This is a genomic window from Pseudovibrio flavus, from assembly GCF_009711345.1.
In the GTDB taxonomy this organism is placed as follows: Bacteria; Pseudomonadota; Alphaproteobacteria; order Rhizobiales; family Stappiaceae; genus Pseudovibrio; species Pseudovibrio flavus.
The window spans coordinates 11,112-27,750 of sequence record NZ_SMMA01000053.1 but is presented as its reverse complement, the minus strand read 5'-3'; the positions used below and the strand labels follow the sequence as shown (position 1 = coordinate 27,750).

General features: G+C 51.8%; 16 protein-coding genes. 8 read left to right on the top strand and 8 right to left on the bottom strand.

Annotated elements, in window-relative coordinates; all coding sequences use genetic code 11:
• Positions 1-11: 11 nt before the first annotated feature.
• Positions 12-482, bottom strand: a complete 471-nt coding sequence (locus E1162_RS03795) for a YHS domain-containing (seleno)protein (RefSeq protein WP_155127041.1) — start codon at positions 480-482, stop codon at positions 12-14.
• 176 nt (positions 483-658) lie between these two features.
• Positions 659-1,213, bottom strand: a complete 555-nt coding sequence (locus E1162_RS03790) for a TetR/AcrR family transcriptional regulator (RefSeq protein ID WP_155127038.1) — start codon at positions 1,211-1,213, stop codon at positions 659-661.
• A gap of 145 nt (positions 1,214-1,358) precedes the next feature.
• On the opposite strand from E1162_RS03790, the gene E1162_RS03785 reads away from it, so the two are divergent.
• From E1162_RS03785 to E1162_RS03770, 4 genes are all read left to right on the top strand, one after another.
• Positions 1,359-2,576 (top strand): MFS transporter, encoded by a 1,218-nt coding sequence (locus E1162_RS03785; RefSeq protein ID WP_155127035.1) that lies wholly within the window; start codon positions 1,359-1,361, stop codon positions 2,574-2,576.
• Between the two features lie 146 nt (positions 2,577-2,722).
• Entirely contained in the window at positions 2,723-3,010 is a 288-nt protein-coding gene (gatC, locus tag E1162_RS03780; RefSeq protein ID WP_155127032.1) for an Asp-tRNA(Asn)/Glu-tRNA(Gln) amidotransferase subunit GatC, read from the top strand.
• 44 nt (positions 3,011-3,054) lie between these two features.
• Positions 3,055-4,533, top strand: coding sequence for an Asp-tRNA(Asn)/Glu-tRNA(Gln) amidotransferase subunit GatA (gene gatA / locus E1162_RS03775; protein WP_371311802.1), 1,479 nt, complete (start codon positions 3,055-3,057; stop codon positions 4,531-4,533).
• A gap of 133 nt (positions 4,534-4,666) precedes the next feature.
• The gene (locus E1162_RS03770) at positions 4,667-5,839 is read left to right on the top strand and encodes a DUF3179 domain-containing (seleno)protein (RefSeq protein WP_155127029.1); all 1,173 of its coding nucleotides are present in this window, start codon (positions 4,667-4,669) and stop codon (positions 5,837-5,839) included.
• A 78-nt stretch (positions 5,840-5,917) separates the two neighbouring features.
• On the opposite strand, the gene E1162_RS03765 is transcribed toward E1162_RS03770, so the two are convergent.
• The 5 genes from E1162_RS03765 to E1162_RS03745 all read right to left on the bottom strand — a co-directional run bounded on the left by E1162_RS03765 (position 5,918) and on the right by E1162_RS03745 (position 10,902).
• Complete coding sequence (locus E1162_RS03765) at positions 5,918-6,409, bottom strand: DUF2059 domain-containing protein (RefSeq protein WP_155127026.1); 492 nt, start codon at positions 6,407-6,409, stop codon at positions 5,918-5,920.
• Positions 6,410-6,599: 190 nt separating this feature from the next.
• Positions 6,600-7,205 (bottom strand): hypothetical protein, encoded by a 606-nt coding sequence (locus tag E1162_RS03760; protein WP_155127023.1) that lies wholly within the window; start codon positions 7,203-7,205, stop codon positions 6,600-6,602.
• 14 nt (positions 7,206-7,219) lie between these two features.
• Positions 7,220-7,567 (bottom strand): hypothetical protein, encoded by a 348-nt coding sequence (locus E1162_RS03755; protein ID WP_155127021.1) that lies wholly within the window; start codon positions 7,565-7,567, stop codon positions 7,220-7,222.
• 102 nt (positions 7,568-7,669) lie between these two features.
• Complete coding sequence (locus E1162_RS03750; protein ID WP_155127019.1) at positions 7,670-8,704, bottom strand: T6SS phospholipase effector Tle1-like catalytic domain-containing protein; 1,035 nt, start codon at positions 8,702-8,704, stop codon at positions 7,670-7,672.
• A 245-nt stretch (positions 8,705-8,949) separates the two neighbouring features.
• Positions 8,950-10,902: a methyl-accepting chemotaxis protein gene (locus E1162_RS03745; protein WP_155127017.1), complete on the bottom strand. Its 1,953-nt coding sequence runs from the start codon at positions 10,900-10,902 to the stop codon at positions 8,950-8,952.
• A 259-nt stretch (positions 10,903-11,161) separates the two neighbouring features.
• Here E1162_RS03745 and E1162_RS03740 point away from each other — a divergent pair, with 259 nt between their 5' ends.
• Together E1162_RS03740 and E1162_RS03735 are read left to right on the top strand one after the other, a co-directional pair.
• Positions 11,162-12,268: an NAD(P)/FAD-dependent oxidoreductase gene (locus E1162_RS03740; protein ID WP_155127014.1), complete on the top strand. Its 1,107-nt coding sequence runs from the start codon at positions 11,162-11,164 to the stop codon at positions 12,266-12,268.
• Positions 12,269-12,367: 99 nt separating this feature from the next.
• On the top strand, positions 12,368-13,831 hold the full coding sequence (locus tag E1162_RS03735) for a multicopper oxidase family protein (protein ID WP_371311801.1): 1,464 nt from the start codon (positions 12,368-12,370) through the stop codon (positions 13,829-13,831).
• A gap of 67 nt (positions 13,832-13,898) precedes the next feature.
• Here the strand turns inward: E1162_RS03735 and E1162_RS03730 are convergent, their stop codons facing one another.
• Complete coding sequence (locus tag E1162_RS03730) at positions 13,899-14,156, bottom strand: YjhX family toxin (RefSeq protein WP_155127011.1); 258 nt, start codon at positions 14,154-14,156, stop codon at positions 13,899-13,901.
• A gap of 332 nt (positions 14,157-14,488) precedes the next feature.
• Between E1162_RS03730 and E1162_RS03725 the strand changes: the two genes are divergently transcribed.
• Together E1162_RS03725 and gatB are read left to right on the top strand one after the other, a co-directional pair.
• The gene (locus E1162_RS03725) at positions 14,489-14,782 is read left to right on the top strand and encodes a phosphatidylglycerophosphatase (protein ID WP_155127007.1); all 294 of its coding nucleotides are present in this window, start codon (positions 14,489-14,491) and stop codon (positions 14,780-14,782) included.
• A 207-nt stretch (positions 14,783-14,989) separates the two neighbouring features.
• A complete protein-coding gene (gatB, locus tag E1162_RS03720) occupies positions 14,990-16,474 on the top strand; it encodes an Asp-tRNA(Asn)/Glu-tRNA(Gln) amidotransferase subunit GatB (RefSeq protein ID WP_155127004.1) in 1,485 nt (494 codons plus the stop codon).
• The last annotated feature ends 165 nt before the right edge of the window (positions 16,475-16,639 follow it).

The following is a 16,639-nucleotide window of genomic DNA, read 5'->3' as shown; positions in this document are numbered from 1 at the left end:
GGGGTAGGAAGCTAGAGCTTATCTGCTGGCGTTTCTTTGATGCCCGGCCAGTTTGTATTGGCGTTTGTGATCACTTCTTCCGTTCTTTCATTGAAGCGACGCTGGGCTCCGTCATGGGCATTGAGATAAAGCTTGCCGTCAACGATAGACCACTTATCCGGCATGATCGGAATTTTCACGCCAAAGCTCACGCCGGTCGCGCACCAGCCGCCAAACTGCGGCGCATAGGCAGCAGGATCAGCAACGAACTTGTCGCGGTTTTCTTTGCTGGAGAACTTCCACGTCACACCGTCATAGGCTGCGGTGTATTCGTCTTTACCGGCAACAGGCTTGCCTTCGGTGAAATAGGCCACCGGATCTGTGCCGTGGATAGCCACGTTATCTGGAGCAAAGGTGGTGATGTTATCTGCAAGGGCTGTGGTGCTTGCAGCCGCAAAGAGCAATGCTCCGGTGAGGGCTGCCTTGATGGAGAACCTGCTCATGGTCAGTGCCTTTCTTCGGGTTTGACGGGTTAGCGGCAAAAAATGTCGATGGGGGCCGCTGCATTCAAATCATTTTCAACTTCGAGAAGCAGTCTTGCGCAGGCACCGTCAAAAAACGAATAAAGTCACATCACAGGTTCGGGAGCAGGCGTTACCCTCCTGTTTAGCCTAAGCCGTTACAGGGTTTGCCGTACAAGGCGGTTGAGAGCCTCTAAGCTCATAGGTTGCTGGCGCATCAGGCAGGTGAAGTAGATCGGGCCGAGAAGCTGATCGATCTTTGTTTCCATATCAGCAGTGGCATTAGCAACGACGAAAAGCTGGCGCAATCGTGTGCGCTGTTCTCCCTCAATTGCTCTGGCGTCTTCAGCGAGAGCAGGCGAAGCGTAAAGCGCATGAAAGGCTGGTCCAAGCGGGCCGTCAGATAACGCATCGCGCAGCAGGGCGAGCGTTTCTATCACTGCCTCTGCCAGTGGGGCATCGCCGGGGTAGACGGGCGGAATTTCCAGAAAACCTCGACGAACCGCCTCGACCGCCAAATGGTGCTTATCCTGCCAGCGGCGATAAAGCGCCTGTTTTGACGTTCCTGTAGCGCGGGCGATCTCTTGCAGATTGGCTGCCTCATAGCCGTTTGCCGCCAACGCGTGCAGCATCGCCTTCAGGATTTTTGCATCCAGCTCTTTCTTGCGCGGTCTGCCTTGCTGAGCAGAAGAGGAGGGGAGGTTCGCCGCCATACTCGATCTTTAATCAATAATTCCTTCGCAGCATACAGTAACTGGAGCCCTTGACCCTCTGGAAAGAGCGTGCGTTAAATATGCGTCAAAATACTTAAATTCTTTGCCTCAGACGGCATATTCCAAATTTATAGAAAGGCTTAGCATGACCCAGACCGGCGAAGCTATGGCTCAGTCGCGGTTAATGCGGCGAAATCTGCCTTTGTTACTTGGGGCCCAAGGTGTGCTTGGTATCCAAATGCCAATGCTTATGGCAGCGGGTGGGCTCGCAGGAGGGTATCTTGCGTCTTCCCCTTCCATGGCAACTTTGACCCTTACCTCGCAGATGGTTGGCGTGCTGCTTGCTGCAACGCCGCTTTCCATCTTCATGGGTAAGTTTGGTCGCCGTCCGGGGTTTTTGGTCGGTGCTTTGGGAACGATACTAGGCGGTGCTCTTGCTACAACGGCCTTGTTTGTCGGCAGCTTTTGGCTGTTGTGCTTTGCTCACCTGTTGTTCGGCTTTGCGCAGGCAAGTGTGAGCCTTTATCGCTTTGCTGCTGCCGATGCTGCGACGGACAAATGGAAATCCAGCGCGCTCTCGTTCTCCATGTCTATGGGGCTGGTGGCAGCGCTGGTTGCGCCCCAGGTGGTGAAAGCCACGCAAGGCAGTTTTGATCCTATTCCTTTTGCTGGCGTTTATGCCGCTACAATGGTTGTTGGTTTGATCGGCGCTCTACCGCTGCTGTTTGTAAACTTGCCAAAGCCCCGGTTGGCGAAAAAGGATGTCAGTGCTCCTAAACCTTCTGTGATGGCAACCTTGAAGCGTCCGCAGGTGGCTGTATCCATTCTTGCTGGCTCTATCGCTTTCGCCGCTATGGTCCTCATTATGGTGCCAACGCCGATGGCCATGGGCTTTTGTGGTTTTGACCTTGGGCAGAGCAGTGACGTTATCGGCTGGCACGTAATTGCCATGTTCGGGCCGAGCTTCTTTACCGGCTTCTTGATCAACCGGTTTGGCGGACCTGCAATCATCTCCTTCGGGATGGTGTTGCTGGCTCTTTCGTGTGTCACGCTGTTTTCAGGTATTGAACTGGTGCACTTCTATGGCGGTTTGATCCTGCTCGGTCTTGGCTGGAACTTTGCCTATATCGGCGCGTCCACCTACCTGAACAACAACCTCACTCCTGAGGAGCGGCCAACCTTCCAAGGTCTCAATGATACCATTGTGGCACTGGTTTCTGCTGTTGCGTCGTTGGTTTCCGGTGCCGCGCTTGATTTCCTCGGTTGGGAGGTTCTCGTGCTGCTGTCTCTGCCTGCGTTTCTTGTTACCACGCTTGCGGTTATCTCTGTTGGGATGGCCAAAAGGCAGCAAGTTGCCGCTTAAACAAACGGTACTTATAAGTTCCGAAAACGAGTAAATAGTGGGGGCAGGGGCAGCGTTATGCGTTGCCCCTGTTCGTTTTGGCGGGTATAGCGGGTCTACATACGAATTGGCTGGGGGTTCCCTTGGCCCTGAACTGGAGTAGTTGCATGTCTGTGGACTTGAACACAGTTAAGCGTGTTGCCCATCTCGCCCGCATTAAAGTGAGCGATGAGCAGGCCGAAAAAATGACCGGCGAACTGAACGCTATTCTCGGCTTTGTTGAGCAGCTTGATGAAGTGAACATTGACGGCGTTGAGCCTCTGACTTCCGTTGTCGAGCAGACCATGAAGAAGCGCGTCGATGGCCAGACCGATGGTGGCTATGCAGAGAAGATCGTCTCCAACGCACCTGCGACTGAAGACAACTTCTTCATGGTTCCTAAGGTTGTTGAATAAGCCTTTCCCGTTTTCGTTCCCTTTAAACATCAAGGATTTCAGCCGTGACCAAGCTCACTGATCTGACAATCGCAGAGGCGCGTGACAAACTTGCAGCCCGCGAATTTACTGCTACCGAACTGACGGAAAGCTACCTTTCTGCAATTGAATCCGGTAACGAAGCCCTGAACGCTTACATCACTGTAACCAGTGATATCGCGCGTGCGCAGGCTAAAGTTTCCGACGAGAAAATTGCAGCAGGCGAAGCGCGCCCGCTGGAAGGTATTCCTCTCGGCATTAAAGACCTTTACGCAACCAAGGGTGTTCACACCCAGGCTTGCTCCCACATCCTCGACGGCTTCAAGCCAGAGTACGAATCCACCGTTACACAGAACCTGTTTGACGATGGTGCCGTAATGCTCGGCAAGCTGAACATGGACGAGTTCGCGATGGGCTCTTCCAACGAGACCTCTTTCTACGGCAACGTAGTGAACCCATGGCGCCGTAACGGTTCTGACACCGCTCTGGTTCCTGGTGGTTCTTCCGGTGGTTCTGCTGCTGCTGTTGCTGGTAAAATGTGTGCTGCTGCTACTGCATCCGACACCGGCGGTTCCATCCGTCAGCCTGCTGCGCTCACCGGTACTGTTGGTATCAAGCCAACCTACGGCCGTTGCTCTCGCTGGGGTATGGTGGCATTCGCATCTTCTCTTGATCAGGCAGGCCCGATTGGCCGCACTGTTCGCGATAACGCGATCCTGCTGCAGTCCATGGCTTCCGTTGACGCGAAAGACACCACTTCCGTTGATGCACCTGTGCCGGACTACGAAAGCTTTGTTGGCAAGTCCATCAAGGGCATGAAGATCGGTATCCCAAAAGAATACCGCGTTGACGGTATGCCAGCGGTTATCGATCAGCTGTGGCAGCAGGGTATTGACTGGCTGAAAGATGCTGGCGCTGAAATCGTTGAGATTTCTCTGCCGCACACCAAGTACGCTCTGCCTGCATACTACATCGTTGCACCTGCTGAAGCGTCTTCCAACCTTGCTCGTTACGACGGCGTTCGCTACGGCCTGCGCGTTCCTGGTAACGACATTGTAGAGATGTACGAAAACACCCGCGCAGCTGGCTTTGGTGACGAAGTTAAGCGCCGCGTGATGATCGGCACCTACGTTCTGTCCGCCGGCTACTACGATGCGTACTACCTGAAGGCACAGAAGGTTCGTACCCTCATCAAGCGCGACTTCGATCTGGCTTGGGAAAACGGCGTGGATGCAATCCTCACTCCAACCACTCCAGATGCTGCGTTCGCACCGGGCGAGATCACTGACCCAGTGACCATGTACCTGAACGACATCTTCACCGTGACCGCAAACATGGCAGGTATCCCTGGTATCTCCATCCCTGCAGGTCTTAACAAAGATGGTCTGCCGCTTGGCCTCCAGTTGCTCGGCAAGCCATTCGATGAAGGTACTCTGTTCCAGGTTGGTGAAGTGATTGAACAGGCTGCTGGCCGCTTCAACGCTGCTGACTGGTGGAGCAAATAAGCCTCAAACGGCTTGACGCTCGTTGAATTAAAAAGCCCCGCTGGCTGTGACGCCAGCGGGGCTTTTGTGTTTACGTAATTTTCCCTGTTTCGTTGTAGGTTTGGCTCAACGATAAAAAGAACAGGGCGGGACAATGCCTGAGAGCACGCAGAAGCCTAGCGGCTTGATGACCTTCTTCTTTCTCATTCTGGGGTTGGTAACGGCCTTTATGGCCATCTTCTTTGCGGTGTTGATGACGGAGCCGGGGCAGTCGCTTAACCTGCCGCGGGACTGGCTGATTATTTATTACCAGCACCGTTGGGCTCTCATTATCATTAACATTGTTCTGCTCTTGTTAATGTGGGTGCTTAACCGACGTTACGGGTTCATGAAGCGCTACCTCATGGTACTGGCATCACTTGGCGTTTTCATTTGCATCATCGCGGCCAACTTCATGCTGCCCACGCTCTTTCCGTCCTCCCAGACGACAGCCAACTATGTGAGCGTTGAAGAGGCGGATAAATTCCTCAAGCCTGATGATGTGGTTTATGCGGTGGAGATTAACGGAGACGTGAGGGGCTATCCGCGTTCGCATCTGGAGATTCCGCATATTGCGGGCGATACAATCGGCGGTAAGGACGTAACCATGACGTTCTGTGCGCTTTCCAATCTTCCCGTTGTCATTGACCAAAGCATCGACGGAGAAAAGGCTGACTTGGGCATTTTGATCCAGACCCACAACAACCTTTTGATGAAAGACAACAATACAGGAGAGTTGATCCAACAGATCACAGGGGAGGCGGAGTTCTCGGACAAAAAGGTGACGACCTATCCCAATGACATGATGAGCTGGGAAACCTTCAAGATCCTCTATCCTGAAGGGAAGGTGTTCAAGTACGAGTTCAATCGTCCAATGGATGTGGCGTTGCAGGCGCTTTTCCAAGGGCCGATGGAAAAGCAGTTTGATGACGCGCGTGGGCCGATCTTCCCGACGTTGGACATGGAAGACACTCGCCTACCGTTTAAGGAACAGGTCTGGGGCCTTGATCTTAACGGCGAGCATCTGGCAATTGCCAAGAGCTTTGCGCAGGAGAACCCGCTTTATGAGTTCGAGTTTGCCGGCACGCCTCTACTTCTGTTCTATGACAAAGAGCATGATGTTGTGACGGTATTCGACCGGCGCATGAACGGTGAGCCTGTGGAGGTTGAAAGTGTGGATGTGTTTGGTAACACCGTGCAAGGCAAGCTGAAGAAGGTGCCATTGCACAACGGGGTTTTCTGGATGGTTTGGTCTCACTGGTTCCCTGACACCGAGGTCTTTAGCTAAGACACGGTGCCATCGTAAATAAAGCCCCGCTGGCTGTGACGCCAGCGGGGCTTTTTGTTTATTAGCTGCAAGTTGTTGTTACTTGGCGTTTTGAGCTTCGACCTGTTCCATGACGATCTTGGAAATTTCTTCCTGACCTACCTTTTGCAATGGTCCGGCAAGCGTTTTCATAGAAAGCTGCATCATCTGCGGGGCCATGCGTACGGTCTTGTGGTATGCGCTGAGGCCCTCTGGTGTTTTGTGGTAGGCGATGGAAGCCTTCAGTTCTTCAACCGTGTAGGTTTCGGTGTAGAGCTTTTCTACCCCTGCAACGAAGTTCTTCATTTGCGGCTCTACAGCGGCGAAGGAGGCTTTTTCCAGTGTCTCCTGCTGCTCTGAGGTGAGCGGCTTGTTCATCAGCTTGAACTGGTCCACGACGCCGTTCACAAAGCTGTCTACGGAGGCTTCAAGAGTAACTTGGCTGAGGTCGGTAATCTCGATCAATTCGCGTGCCAGCTCTTCTTTGGTTTCGCTGGCCATTGCGCTGGTTGTAATGAGTGTTGCTGCTAGGGCAGTCACAAATAGGCGCACGTCATAATCCTTTGTTTTTCTTAGTTTTTGGTCATGTCAAAACGTAAATAAGACATGGCTATTACCGGATTTTTGCAGTTTTTTATGGGGCAAAAGGGCAGGTATGCCCCTAAATTGTATAGGCAAGAGGCCGTGCGCGAATAGCCTCTTGCTCGGGCTTTGAAAAACTGTACCCAACTTGTTGGCGGCGTTATCGCACTTTGAAGATTAGGCTAACACCGTCGGTAAAGTCCTTCTTTGTTTTGAATGTCCAAATGTAGTTCGTGACCGAATCTTTCTGCACTGCATCGGCGTTGGTTTCGGTAACTTCATGATCCGTACTGATAGTCAGCTTTCCATCAGGTTTGAACCCCGCTTCAAATACCGCTTCCAAATCCTTTTTGTTTATTGAAGGAGTGAATACCTTATAGGTCCCGTCTGTGTTCTCAGGCTTTATGCGGAGATCTTTGGTGAACGACGGAAATGCGAGCACTTTGTCCTTTTGAGGTAGTTCCTCGATCAGGTCGATGGTTGCTGCATATCTGCCGCCGTCGAGTTGTTTCACATCAACCAATCCATCGACCGCTTTAAGATCACTTAGAACCATTTCACGCGTATCAATAACATCCTTGTCAGCGTCATCGACAGGCTGTCCTTCAAACATTTGCAAAGTCAGAAATTCAGCGAATACACCGTCAAACATATAGTGGACTTGCTTGCCGTCTATTTCGAGTGTGGTTTCATGACGCTCAGGTACCACGCAGCCGCCTAGTAAAAGCATAGCTGTTGAAGCTAAAAGTAGGCCAGTTTTATTCATGTTTTTCTCGTTGTTTAGAAGTTGTTTGCTACGGGGCCAAAATAGTAAGTTGCGGTGTATCCATCGTTCAAACGGATGGTTCCCTTACCTGAATCAGCTGTATCTCTGGTGGCTACTAGTTGGCCAAATCGTCCATCGCTACACTTCACGGGAACGGTGTCAGAGGTGGCAATACTCATTGAGTTATAGCTGGCAGTGCAACTGGTTCGACCGTCAGTAAATTCTATTCTGCCATCTTGCATTACTGCTGTGTTGATGCCCTTGAATATGCGTCCATCTTGCCCAATCACGGCAACAGGGACGCTGCCTGCGCAGCCAGTTAAAATGAATGCGGTGATGGCAATGGGAAGTATGTTTTTCATGCGCGATTCCCGATTAAGTGGAATCTAATTAGAATTACACTCTTTGGTTTTGCAAATTAGCTTTGCTACGCATGAAAGTTAGAAATTTAACTACAATTTATCCTACAGCAGCAGCTCTTGTTCTTTCTCTCGCGAGCGGCCTTTAAGTATCCACGGTCTGTAGGTTGGGTCTGCTTCCGCTCTATCAAACACACTTTCGTGGATTTGCGGCTCGTCGTACCAATCTGGCAGGGCGCGCACCTTCTTGGGGTATAGGACCTTTGCCCATTTGGTGGCACGGGAGTCATGCAGTTTGCCCTGTGGGTTAGGGGAGAGTTTGATGGTGCTTTGCTTGTAGAACCGTAGTCCGCATCCCTTTGCCTTGGAGATCATCCACTCCAGACAGATATGGGCGAGCCCTTGGTCTTTGTAGCCGCCGCCGATATCAGTGTGCACCCCGGCAAACCAGACTTGCTCCATGCTCTGATTGATCGGGTCCCATTCCTGCCAGAGTGTTGGGTGGAAGACCTTTCGCTCATCATCGATGGAAAGCGCATGATAGGCATTGCGAACGGAGGGGCTAAGCGTGAGATCGTGAAACTTGTGTTTGAAGAACGGCAGCGCGTTAAGGGCAGCGCTCAGCCACTGGCGCGGAACGCCTAGAGCTGCAACGGTGTCCCAAACACCCAAAAACTCCACTGCGCACCACATGTTGTGATGTTGTTTGCGGAAGCTCTGTGCCTCTGCTTCTCTCTGCTTTGCATTGCCGATCTTGTAAATTTCGTAGGCCGTCTCAATCAGCTCGGGGCGCGACTTTGGCAAAATGCCGAACATATGCAGGAAGCCGGAAAGGCTGCGCACGGTCGCTGCGCCGCGGCTAAACCCGAAGAGATAGATTTTGTCGCCAGCCTGATAGTTTTCAAAGATGAACTGGTAGCATTCTTTGATGTTCTGGCTAATGCCGTATCCTGTAGCAGCGCCAAGCCCACGGCTTATGAAGTTGCCATTGCCGGATGTACCCAGACCGCGATCATAGAAGGCGATTTGCTTGTCGGTTCGGTTCTCGACCATCTTGAAGAGAGTGTAGACGTTGGTGTCATGATCAACGCCGCCTTCCTGTCCGGTTCCATCACAAAACACGACAATGTTCTTCGGCATAATACCCCTCCATCAGATGATGAGCTCAATGCCGCGTTCTGTGCCCCAGCGGAATTAAGGCCATGCAATTCATCGGTTCATTCTAAGGGCAGAGTGACCTTGAAGAATAACTGGCAAAAATCAGGGGTATTTAGGGGCGGGGCTTCGGGGTGGTTGGAGTTGTTCGATCTCGCCTCCACCAATACAGAAAAGCCCCGCAGTGGAGCGGGGCTTTTCGTTCAATTCGTACTGAAGGCGCAGGAGTATCAGGCTGCTGCAACGTCGTGCAGGAACTTTTCAATCTTCTGGCGCAGGTCTGCGGTACTTTGCGCTGTCTGGCTGGAAGAGTTCAGCACATCCTCAGCCGTTTGAGAGGTCTGCGAGGTGCCATCGGCAACCTGAGACATGCTATCGGCGGAGATTTGTGTGCCTTGCGCTGCCTGCTGAACGTTGGAGGAAATCTCGTTCGTCGCTGCGTCTTGCTGGGCAACGGAACTTGTGATGGCCACTGTGTAGCCGTCCACTTCCTCCATGATCTTGGCAATCTCCTCAATCACAGCGACGGTTTCGCTGGTTGAAGATTGAATTGCCGAAATGTGGGAGGAAATTTCCTCGGTCGCGCTGGAAGTCTGGTTCGCCAGTTCCTTTACCTCTGCTGCAACAACAGCAAAGCCGCGGCCTGCATCACCTGCGCGCGCAGCTTCTATGGTCGCGTTCAGCGCTAGCAGGTTTGTCTGCTCGGCAATGGCTTGAATAAGCGTAACGACCTCGCCAATCTTTTGAGCTGCCAGATCAAGGCTGGCAACCTTGGCGTTGGAGGTTTCCGCGCTTTCACGAGCCTTTGCCACTACAGAGCTGCTTTGCAGAACCTGACGATTGATCTCGGCGATAGAAGCGCTGAGTTCTTCTGCGGCTGATGCAACGGTCTGCACGTTTTGCGTTGCCTGATCGGATGCGAGCGATGCGCTGTTGGAGTTCATCTCTGTTTGTCCGGCAATCGTTTTCAGGTTTACCGCAGCTTGGTTGAGGTGCTCGGTACTTTCAGAAACTTTTGATAGAGAGGAAGAGATGTCTTCGTTAAACTGCGAAATGAGATCCTGAATTCTTTGCTGTCTCAGTTTTTCATTTGCCTCTGTTTCTCGTTTTTTTTGCTCGAGCTCCCTGCGCTCTAGAGTGTTCCTCTGAAATACTGATAGGGTGTTCGCTATTTTACCTATTTCATCTTTTCGATTTAAATGCCGGATGTCTACATCCAGCTCTCCCTGCGCCAACCGAGTCAACGTTTGAGTGACTTGGGCTAGCGGCTGTGTAAGTTGCCGATGAATAAGATAACTTAGAACGCCGACCATAACCAAAGCGGCCATTAGTGTTGCTAGCCCAGCAAGCCAGCGGGTACTCGTCAAAGAAGAAAAGGCTACTTCTTTGTCTATTACCATGCCGAGATACCATGGCTTAAGCAGGGGGAGCTCCTTAATTTCTCTGAAGGAGACAATCTTGTCGCTGGTTTGCGATGGAACTTCCTGCAGTTCGCCGGACAAAGTGGGAACAATTTCGGTAAACAGGCTGCTCATTGGCTGGTTAATCAGATCAGAATTAGGATGCGTTAGAATTTTTCCATCTGCATCCACAATGAAAAGGTATCCGAGGTTGTCGCTACTCACTTCATTAAGCGCGCTCTCGAGCTCATTGATGTAGAAGTCAGCCCCGTAAACACCTGTCGTTGCAACTTTACTTTTTATCGGCGCAACAACAGTCATGATGACTTTTTTTGTTGTTGTGTCGATATACGGATCGGTCAGGGCAGCCGTTGTTGTATTAAGCCCCGCTGAATACCAAGGCCTTGTTCTATGGTCATAGTCGTCCGGTAATTCTTCTGGGGGCCACGTTGTGAAGCGCCCATTCGTTTCACCTATGTAATTGCTGTAAAATACTTCTTCGAGCTGCGGGCTCGAGAGCACGTTTGTTAGGTTTGTATCAGAAATCTGGATTTGATTGACAGCCAAATTCGCAAGCTGCAATCTTGAGATGAACCAGTTTGAAATCGCGTAGGTAGCATTCTCTTTTGTTTTTTCAACAAAAGATTTTAACTCTGTTTCTCTTGAAGATTTCTGAATGCTGTCATTGAAAGCAGCGTAAATTCCAAAAACAGAAGTTATTACCAACGTGGCAACCAGAAGAATTTTGGTCATCGCACTTGAGTTCATTTTAGCTTTTAGCATTTTTTACTCAGTATCAGATTAAAGCATGTCGAAACTGTATTTCGTGTTCGAGAATGCTAGAGGTTGGGACAACATCTTTAGTTGGAATACCAAACGCCTTTATTTTTATGCTATTATTAGTAGCCCGCCCCAGCGTATGGTGTGAAACCTGCCTCAAGCTTACGAATTAAGTACAATTCTAGTAAAATGACTCCGTTAGATTCTACAAAAACAGCAATTTATTTCAAAGAACCTCAGTTTTCTCGAGGAGTAACTTCCTATGAGTGATGTAGAAACATTAGTAATCGGGGCCGGAGCAGTTGGCCTTGCTTGCGCCTATGAACTGGCGAAGGCGGGCGATGAAGTTATGGTGCTGGAGCAGCACGATCTGGTTGGTAGTGAGACCAGTTCTCGCAATAGCGAGGTCATTCACGCGGGCATCTACTATGACAAAGACAGCTTGAAGGCACGCTCATGCGTAGAGGGTAAAGAACTCCTCTATGCGTTTTGTAAGGAAAACGGGGTGCCCCACAAGCGGATCGGCAAGCTGATTGTTGCAACATCTGCCGATCAAGTGGCGACGCTCAGCGATATCGATGCAAAAGCGCGGGCGAATGGTGTTGAAGATCTGCGGTTTATTGAAGGAGCGGCGCTTGCCGCCATGGAGCCAGAGCTGAATGCAGTTGCTGCTCTGTATTCCCCTTCAACCGGTATCATTGATAGCCATAATTATATGGCAGCGTTGGATGGCGGGCTTTCTGCCTGCGGCGGGCAGGTGGTGCTAACGACAAGCGTGGAACGGCTAGAGGCGCTGGATGCAGGCGGCTTTCGCGTTCATACGGTGGATGGATACTCTATTACTTGCGCTAAGCTGGTACTTGCGGGCGGGCTTCATAGCAACGGGCTACTTGCGACTATGCAGGACGCGCTAAAGCGGCCGGTACCTCCGCTTTATCTGGCAAAGGGTAACTACTTCTCGCTGGGCGGCAGAGCACCGTTCAAACACCTTATCTATCCGGTGCCGGAACAGGGCGGCCTTGGCGTTCACCTCACGCTGGACCTTGGGGGCGGCGCTCGCTTCGGGCCGGATGTAGAGTGGGTGGATACCATCGATTACAGCGTTGCTTCTTCGCGTGGTGACAAGTTCTATGCAGCGATCCGCACGTACTGGCCGGGCCTTGAAGATGGAGCCCTGCAGGCGGGTTACTCCGGTATTCGGCCAAAGCTAGTGCCGCAGGGCGCGCCCAATGCTGATTTTCTGATCTGGGGTGAAGAGGAAAGCGGGCTCAAGGGCCTAGTTGCTATGATGGGAATTGAATCTCCCGGCCTTACTTCCTCGCTTTATCTGGGAAGGCTGGTGAAGGATATGCTGCACGGCAAGTCTTGATGAATAGCTTAAGATTGTCCCTTCCTGCTTAAGCGGGATTTTTGTTCTTTGTGATTGTCTGAAAACAAGTGTTTCAGGTGAAGTTACGAGGACGAAAAGGTGCAGTTTTCTAGACGATCTCTGATTAAGGCCGGTGTTGCAGGTGGGGCGCTACTCACCGCTGCCAGTGGGAAAGCAGCATTAGCCGCGCAAACGAGCCAGCCCAAGCCAGAGGGGCAGGCCGTACCCAAGCCAACCTTTGTGCTTGATGTGGCAGAAGGTACCATAAACGCGGCAGGGGTGAGCTTTAAGGGGCCGCTTTCAGGCAATACTTTCCCCGGTACGCCCCTTCGGTTCACAGAGGGGGATACGTTCCGCGTTCTGGTGAATAACCGTTTGGCAGAACCCACCTGCATCCATTGGCACGGCTTGCTGTTACCCTCACTGCTTGACGGTGTGCCGGAGATCGCGCAGCTGCCTATCGAGCCAAATACCTCCCAATACTACGAGTTTCCGCTGGTTCAGCAGGGCACCTATTATTATCACTCCCACTTTGGTGTGCAGGAGCAGTACGGCCTGCTTGGCTCTCTTATTATCGACGCTAAAGAGAACCCTTATTCCTACGACAGGGAAGAGGTGGTGATGCTCAACGATATCATTGCCCAAGACGGGGCAGAGGTTATTAAAGAGCTTCGTACCAAGGAAATGCGGGCGGATGCCCCTGACCCATACCTGGCAAAAGGGCAGGGCCGGTTTGATATTGATGTTCACTACGACGGCTACACCATCAATGGCAAAAGCAATGACGCCCCTTGGACTTTAAAAGCCAAGAAGGGGGAACGCATTCGGCTGCGCATCATCAACGGGTCAGGTTCTAGTTTCTTCCGCATCAAGATCGACGGTATTCCCATGACGGTTATTGAATCCGACGGAAACCGCGTGGAGCCTATTGAAGCAGACGATCTTATGATTGGAACCTCTGAGCGCTATGACGTTCTTATCGAAATTCCTGAGAGTGGGAGCTTTGGTTTTCATGCAGCGGTTCTTGGCGATAACCGGCAGGCGCTGGGCGTTATTCATAGCGAGGATGTGAAGCCGGAGGTTAGCGATGCTCCAGTTAAATTCAGCGGAAACTCTGTTTCCTATCGTGACCTCAGAGCCTTTGAAAAACGCCCATTCATTCAAGGAGCGCCTCGTAACCACGATGTCATCCTCTCCGGCAATATGAAGGCCTACGAGTGGATGATGAACGAGCATTACTGGCCCGAGCCTTTTGCTCTTCCCGGTGCAACGAAAACCTACCTTGATGTTTCTGAAGGCGAGTTGGTACGCCTTCGCATGATCAACCGCTCACCTATGTACCACCCCATGCATCTGCACGGGCATACGTTCAAAGTGATGGGTCTAGCTGATGATGAAGAAAGTGCGCCGATCAAAGATTCCATTTGGGTAGCGCCGCGCTCCACCGTAGAGATTGCGTTTTATGCCGATAATCCCGGTATGTGGGCCTACCACTGCCATAACATCTGGCATTTGGCCGTGGGTATGATGCAGCCGGTGCGCTATGTGCCGCCAAGCGTTTAAGCTTTCCAAAACTCAGCCATTTAGAACAAGAAAAGCCCGCAGCGTAGCGCTACGGGCTTTTTCGGGTTTAGCGGTTATCGAGCTGCGAGCGAACGCGGGTCAATCCCAGTTTGGTGATGCGGTATGGTCCGCTGCTTTTGGATGAGATGAAGCGGCGACGCTTTAGTTTTCTAAATAGCTCGTCGTTCAAACCACCATAGTACCAACCGTCTCTGGTGACGCAGTTCAGTTCGCAGATTTTTGCGTTGTCGTCTTTGATGGCTTCAATACGGCCACCCTGCGCCAGCACATGAAGAATGCGCTGTTCAGCTTTTGAGATATCCAATGTTGAATTCTTCCGGAAAATAGATTGCACAAACCCGATGCTCGCTGCGGTCTTCGCGCGAGGGTGTACGGGTGACGTCTTGGTCTGTGCTGTGCCCTGCTATTGGGTGCGCAGGGCTTCTATCGGGACTCTCGTTTAGAGAACATAAAAACTCCGGTTTCCGGTAATGGGCGGCGTTTAGCATAAGGGTTCACCCTTTGCCTAGTGCATTTGTGTCACACCCACGCACGTCAATGCCCCTGCGGGAACTAGCAGAAGATAGCACTTGCCATTTCGCGATTCCCTTTCTAGGCAATTCCTAGAGTACTTTTTCGTAGATGGAGTGGGGTTACATGGTTGATAACTGGGTTGTTCTTGTAGGGTTGGCCGGTCTGCTCAATCCGTTTGCGTTGGCCATTGGCGTGTGGATGGGCTGGCGTGCTGATCAGGGCGCAAAAATCTTTATTGCTGCCTTTGCTGCTGCCACCTTGAGCTTGCTGTTTGAAGCGGGGCTCGGTCTTATCGGTTTGCCTAAGCTCTTCCCGCATCAGGTCGGTGTTCTGGCGCTCTTCCCGTTCCGTTTTATCGGCGCCGGAATTGTGGCGTTTATCGCGATGAAATTTGCAAGAAGGCGCTCTATGCGCTAAACGGCGCCTCATGCCTTTGGATAACGCCGTAGTACACGCAGCAAATTGGGGCTTGAGACAAAAAACAGCAGTGCAATGTCTTGCTTCGCCGCGACTTACGGACTACCCAACGAGATTGAGATTTTGCGTAGCGCTTTCCGGCCACTCCCGTACTTGTTTGGAAAGTGAGCGAAGGCGCACCAACCACACACACAGGATGTTGATTGCATGACGATCGTCGATACGCGCACACCCGATCCTAAGAAATTTATCATGGGTGCCACAGGCGAATGGGAAATCGTGATTGGTATGGAAGTTCACGCTCAGGTGACTTCTGAAGCCAAGCTGTTCTCCGGCGCCTCGACTTCTTTCGGTAATGATCCCAATGCAAACGTGAGCCTTGTTGATGCGGCTATGCCGGGCATGCTGCCAGTTATCAACGAGGAATGTGTCCGTCAGGCGATCCGTACCGGCCTTGGCCTCAAAGCCGAAATCAACCTGAAATCCGTTTTCGACCGCAAGAACTACTTCTATCCGGATCTGCCGCAGGGCTACCAGATTTCCCAGTTCAAGCAGCCAATCGTTGGTGAAGGTATCATCCTTCTCGAAATGAAAGACGGTGAAAAGGTTGAAGTGGGCGTTGAGCGTCTTCACCTTGAGCAGGACGCTGGTAAGTCCCTGCACGACCAGCACCCAACCATGTCTTTCGTAGACCTGAACCGCTCTGGCGTTGCGCTTATGGAAATCGTTTCCAAGCCGGACATCCGTTGCGCGGACGAAGCGAAAGCCTACCTCACCAAGCTGCGCACCATTTTGCGTTACCTCGGCACTTGTGACGGTAACATGGATCAGGGTTCCATGCGCGCTGACGTGAACGTTTCTGTTCGCCGTCCGGGCGGCGAATTCGGCACCCGCTGCGAGATCAAGAACGTGAACTCCATCCGTTTCGTTGGTCAGGCGATTGAATACGAAGCACGTCGTCAGGTCGGCATTCTGGAAGACGGCGGTGAGATTGTTCAGGAAACCCGCCTGTTTGACGCAAACAAGGGCGAAACCCGCTCCATGCGTTCCAAAGAAGAAGCACACGACTATCGCTACTTCCCGGATCCAGACCTTCTGCCGCTTGAGTTCACTCAGGAATTCGTGGACGAACTGGCTGCAAACCTGCCAGAACTTCCAGATGAGAAGAAAGCACGCTTCATCAACGATTACGGCGTCACCACTTATGACGCTGAAATCCTGACTTCCGAGCTGCGCTTTGCAAACTTCTTTGAAAAAGTTGCCAAGGGCCGCGATGCGAAGCTTTCTGCTAACTGGGTTATCAACGAGCTGTTTGGCCGTCTGAACAAGGAAGGTATTGCTCTGGCAAATACTCCTGTTTCTGCGGACCAGCTTGGCGCAATCGTCGATCTCATCAAGAACGGCACCATCTCTGGCAAGATCGCGAAAGACCTCTTTGAAATCGTTTGGACCGAAGGCGGCGACCCAGCTGTTATCGTTGAAGAACGCGGCATGAAGCAGGTTACCGACCTTGGCGCGATTGAAGCAGCGGTTGATGAAATTCTTGCAGCTAACCCGGACAAAGCAGAGCAGGCGAAAGAAAAGCCGGGCATGCTCGGCTGGTTCGTTGGTCAGGTGATGAAAGCATCCAAGGGCAAAGCAAACCCTCAGGCTGTTTCCGACCTGCTGAAAGCAAAGATCGGTTTGGAATAATCCAGCCCCTTATAGAATTTGAAGGAACCCGCCCATTGTGGCGGGTTTTTTCGTTTGTACTTGGTATCCAGCTGTGACGGGTTGTGGTTCTGTTCTGGACCCCGGCTCGGTGGCCGGGGTGACTGTTGTAGTTGTGGCTGACCTAGTCGTACTTTGCTTTCGGCG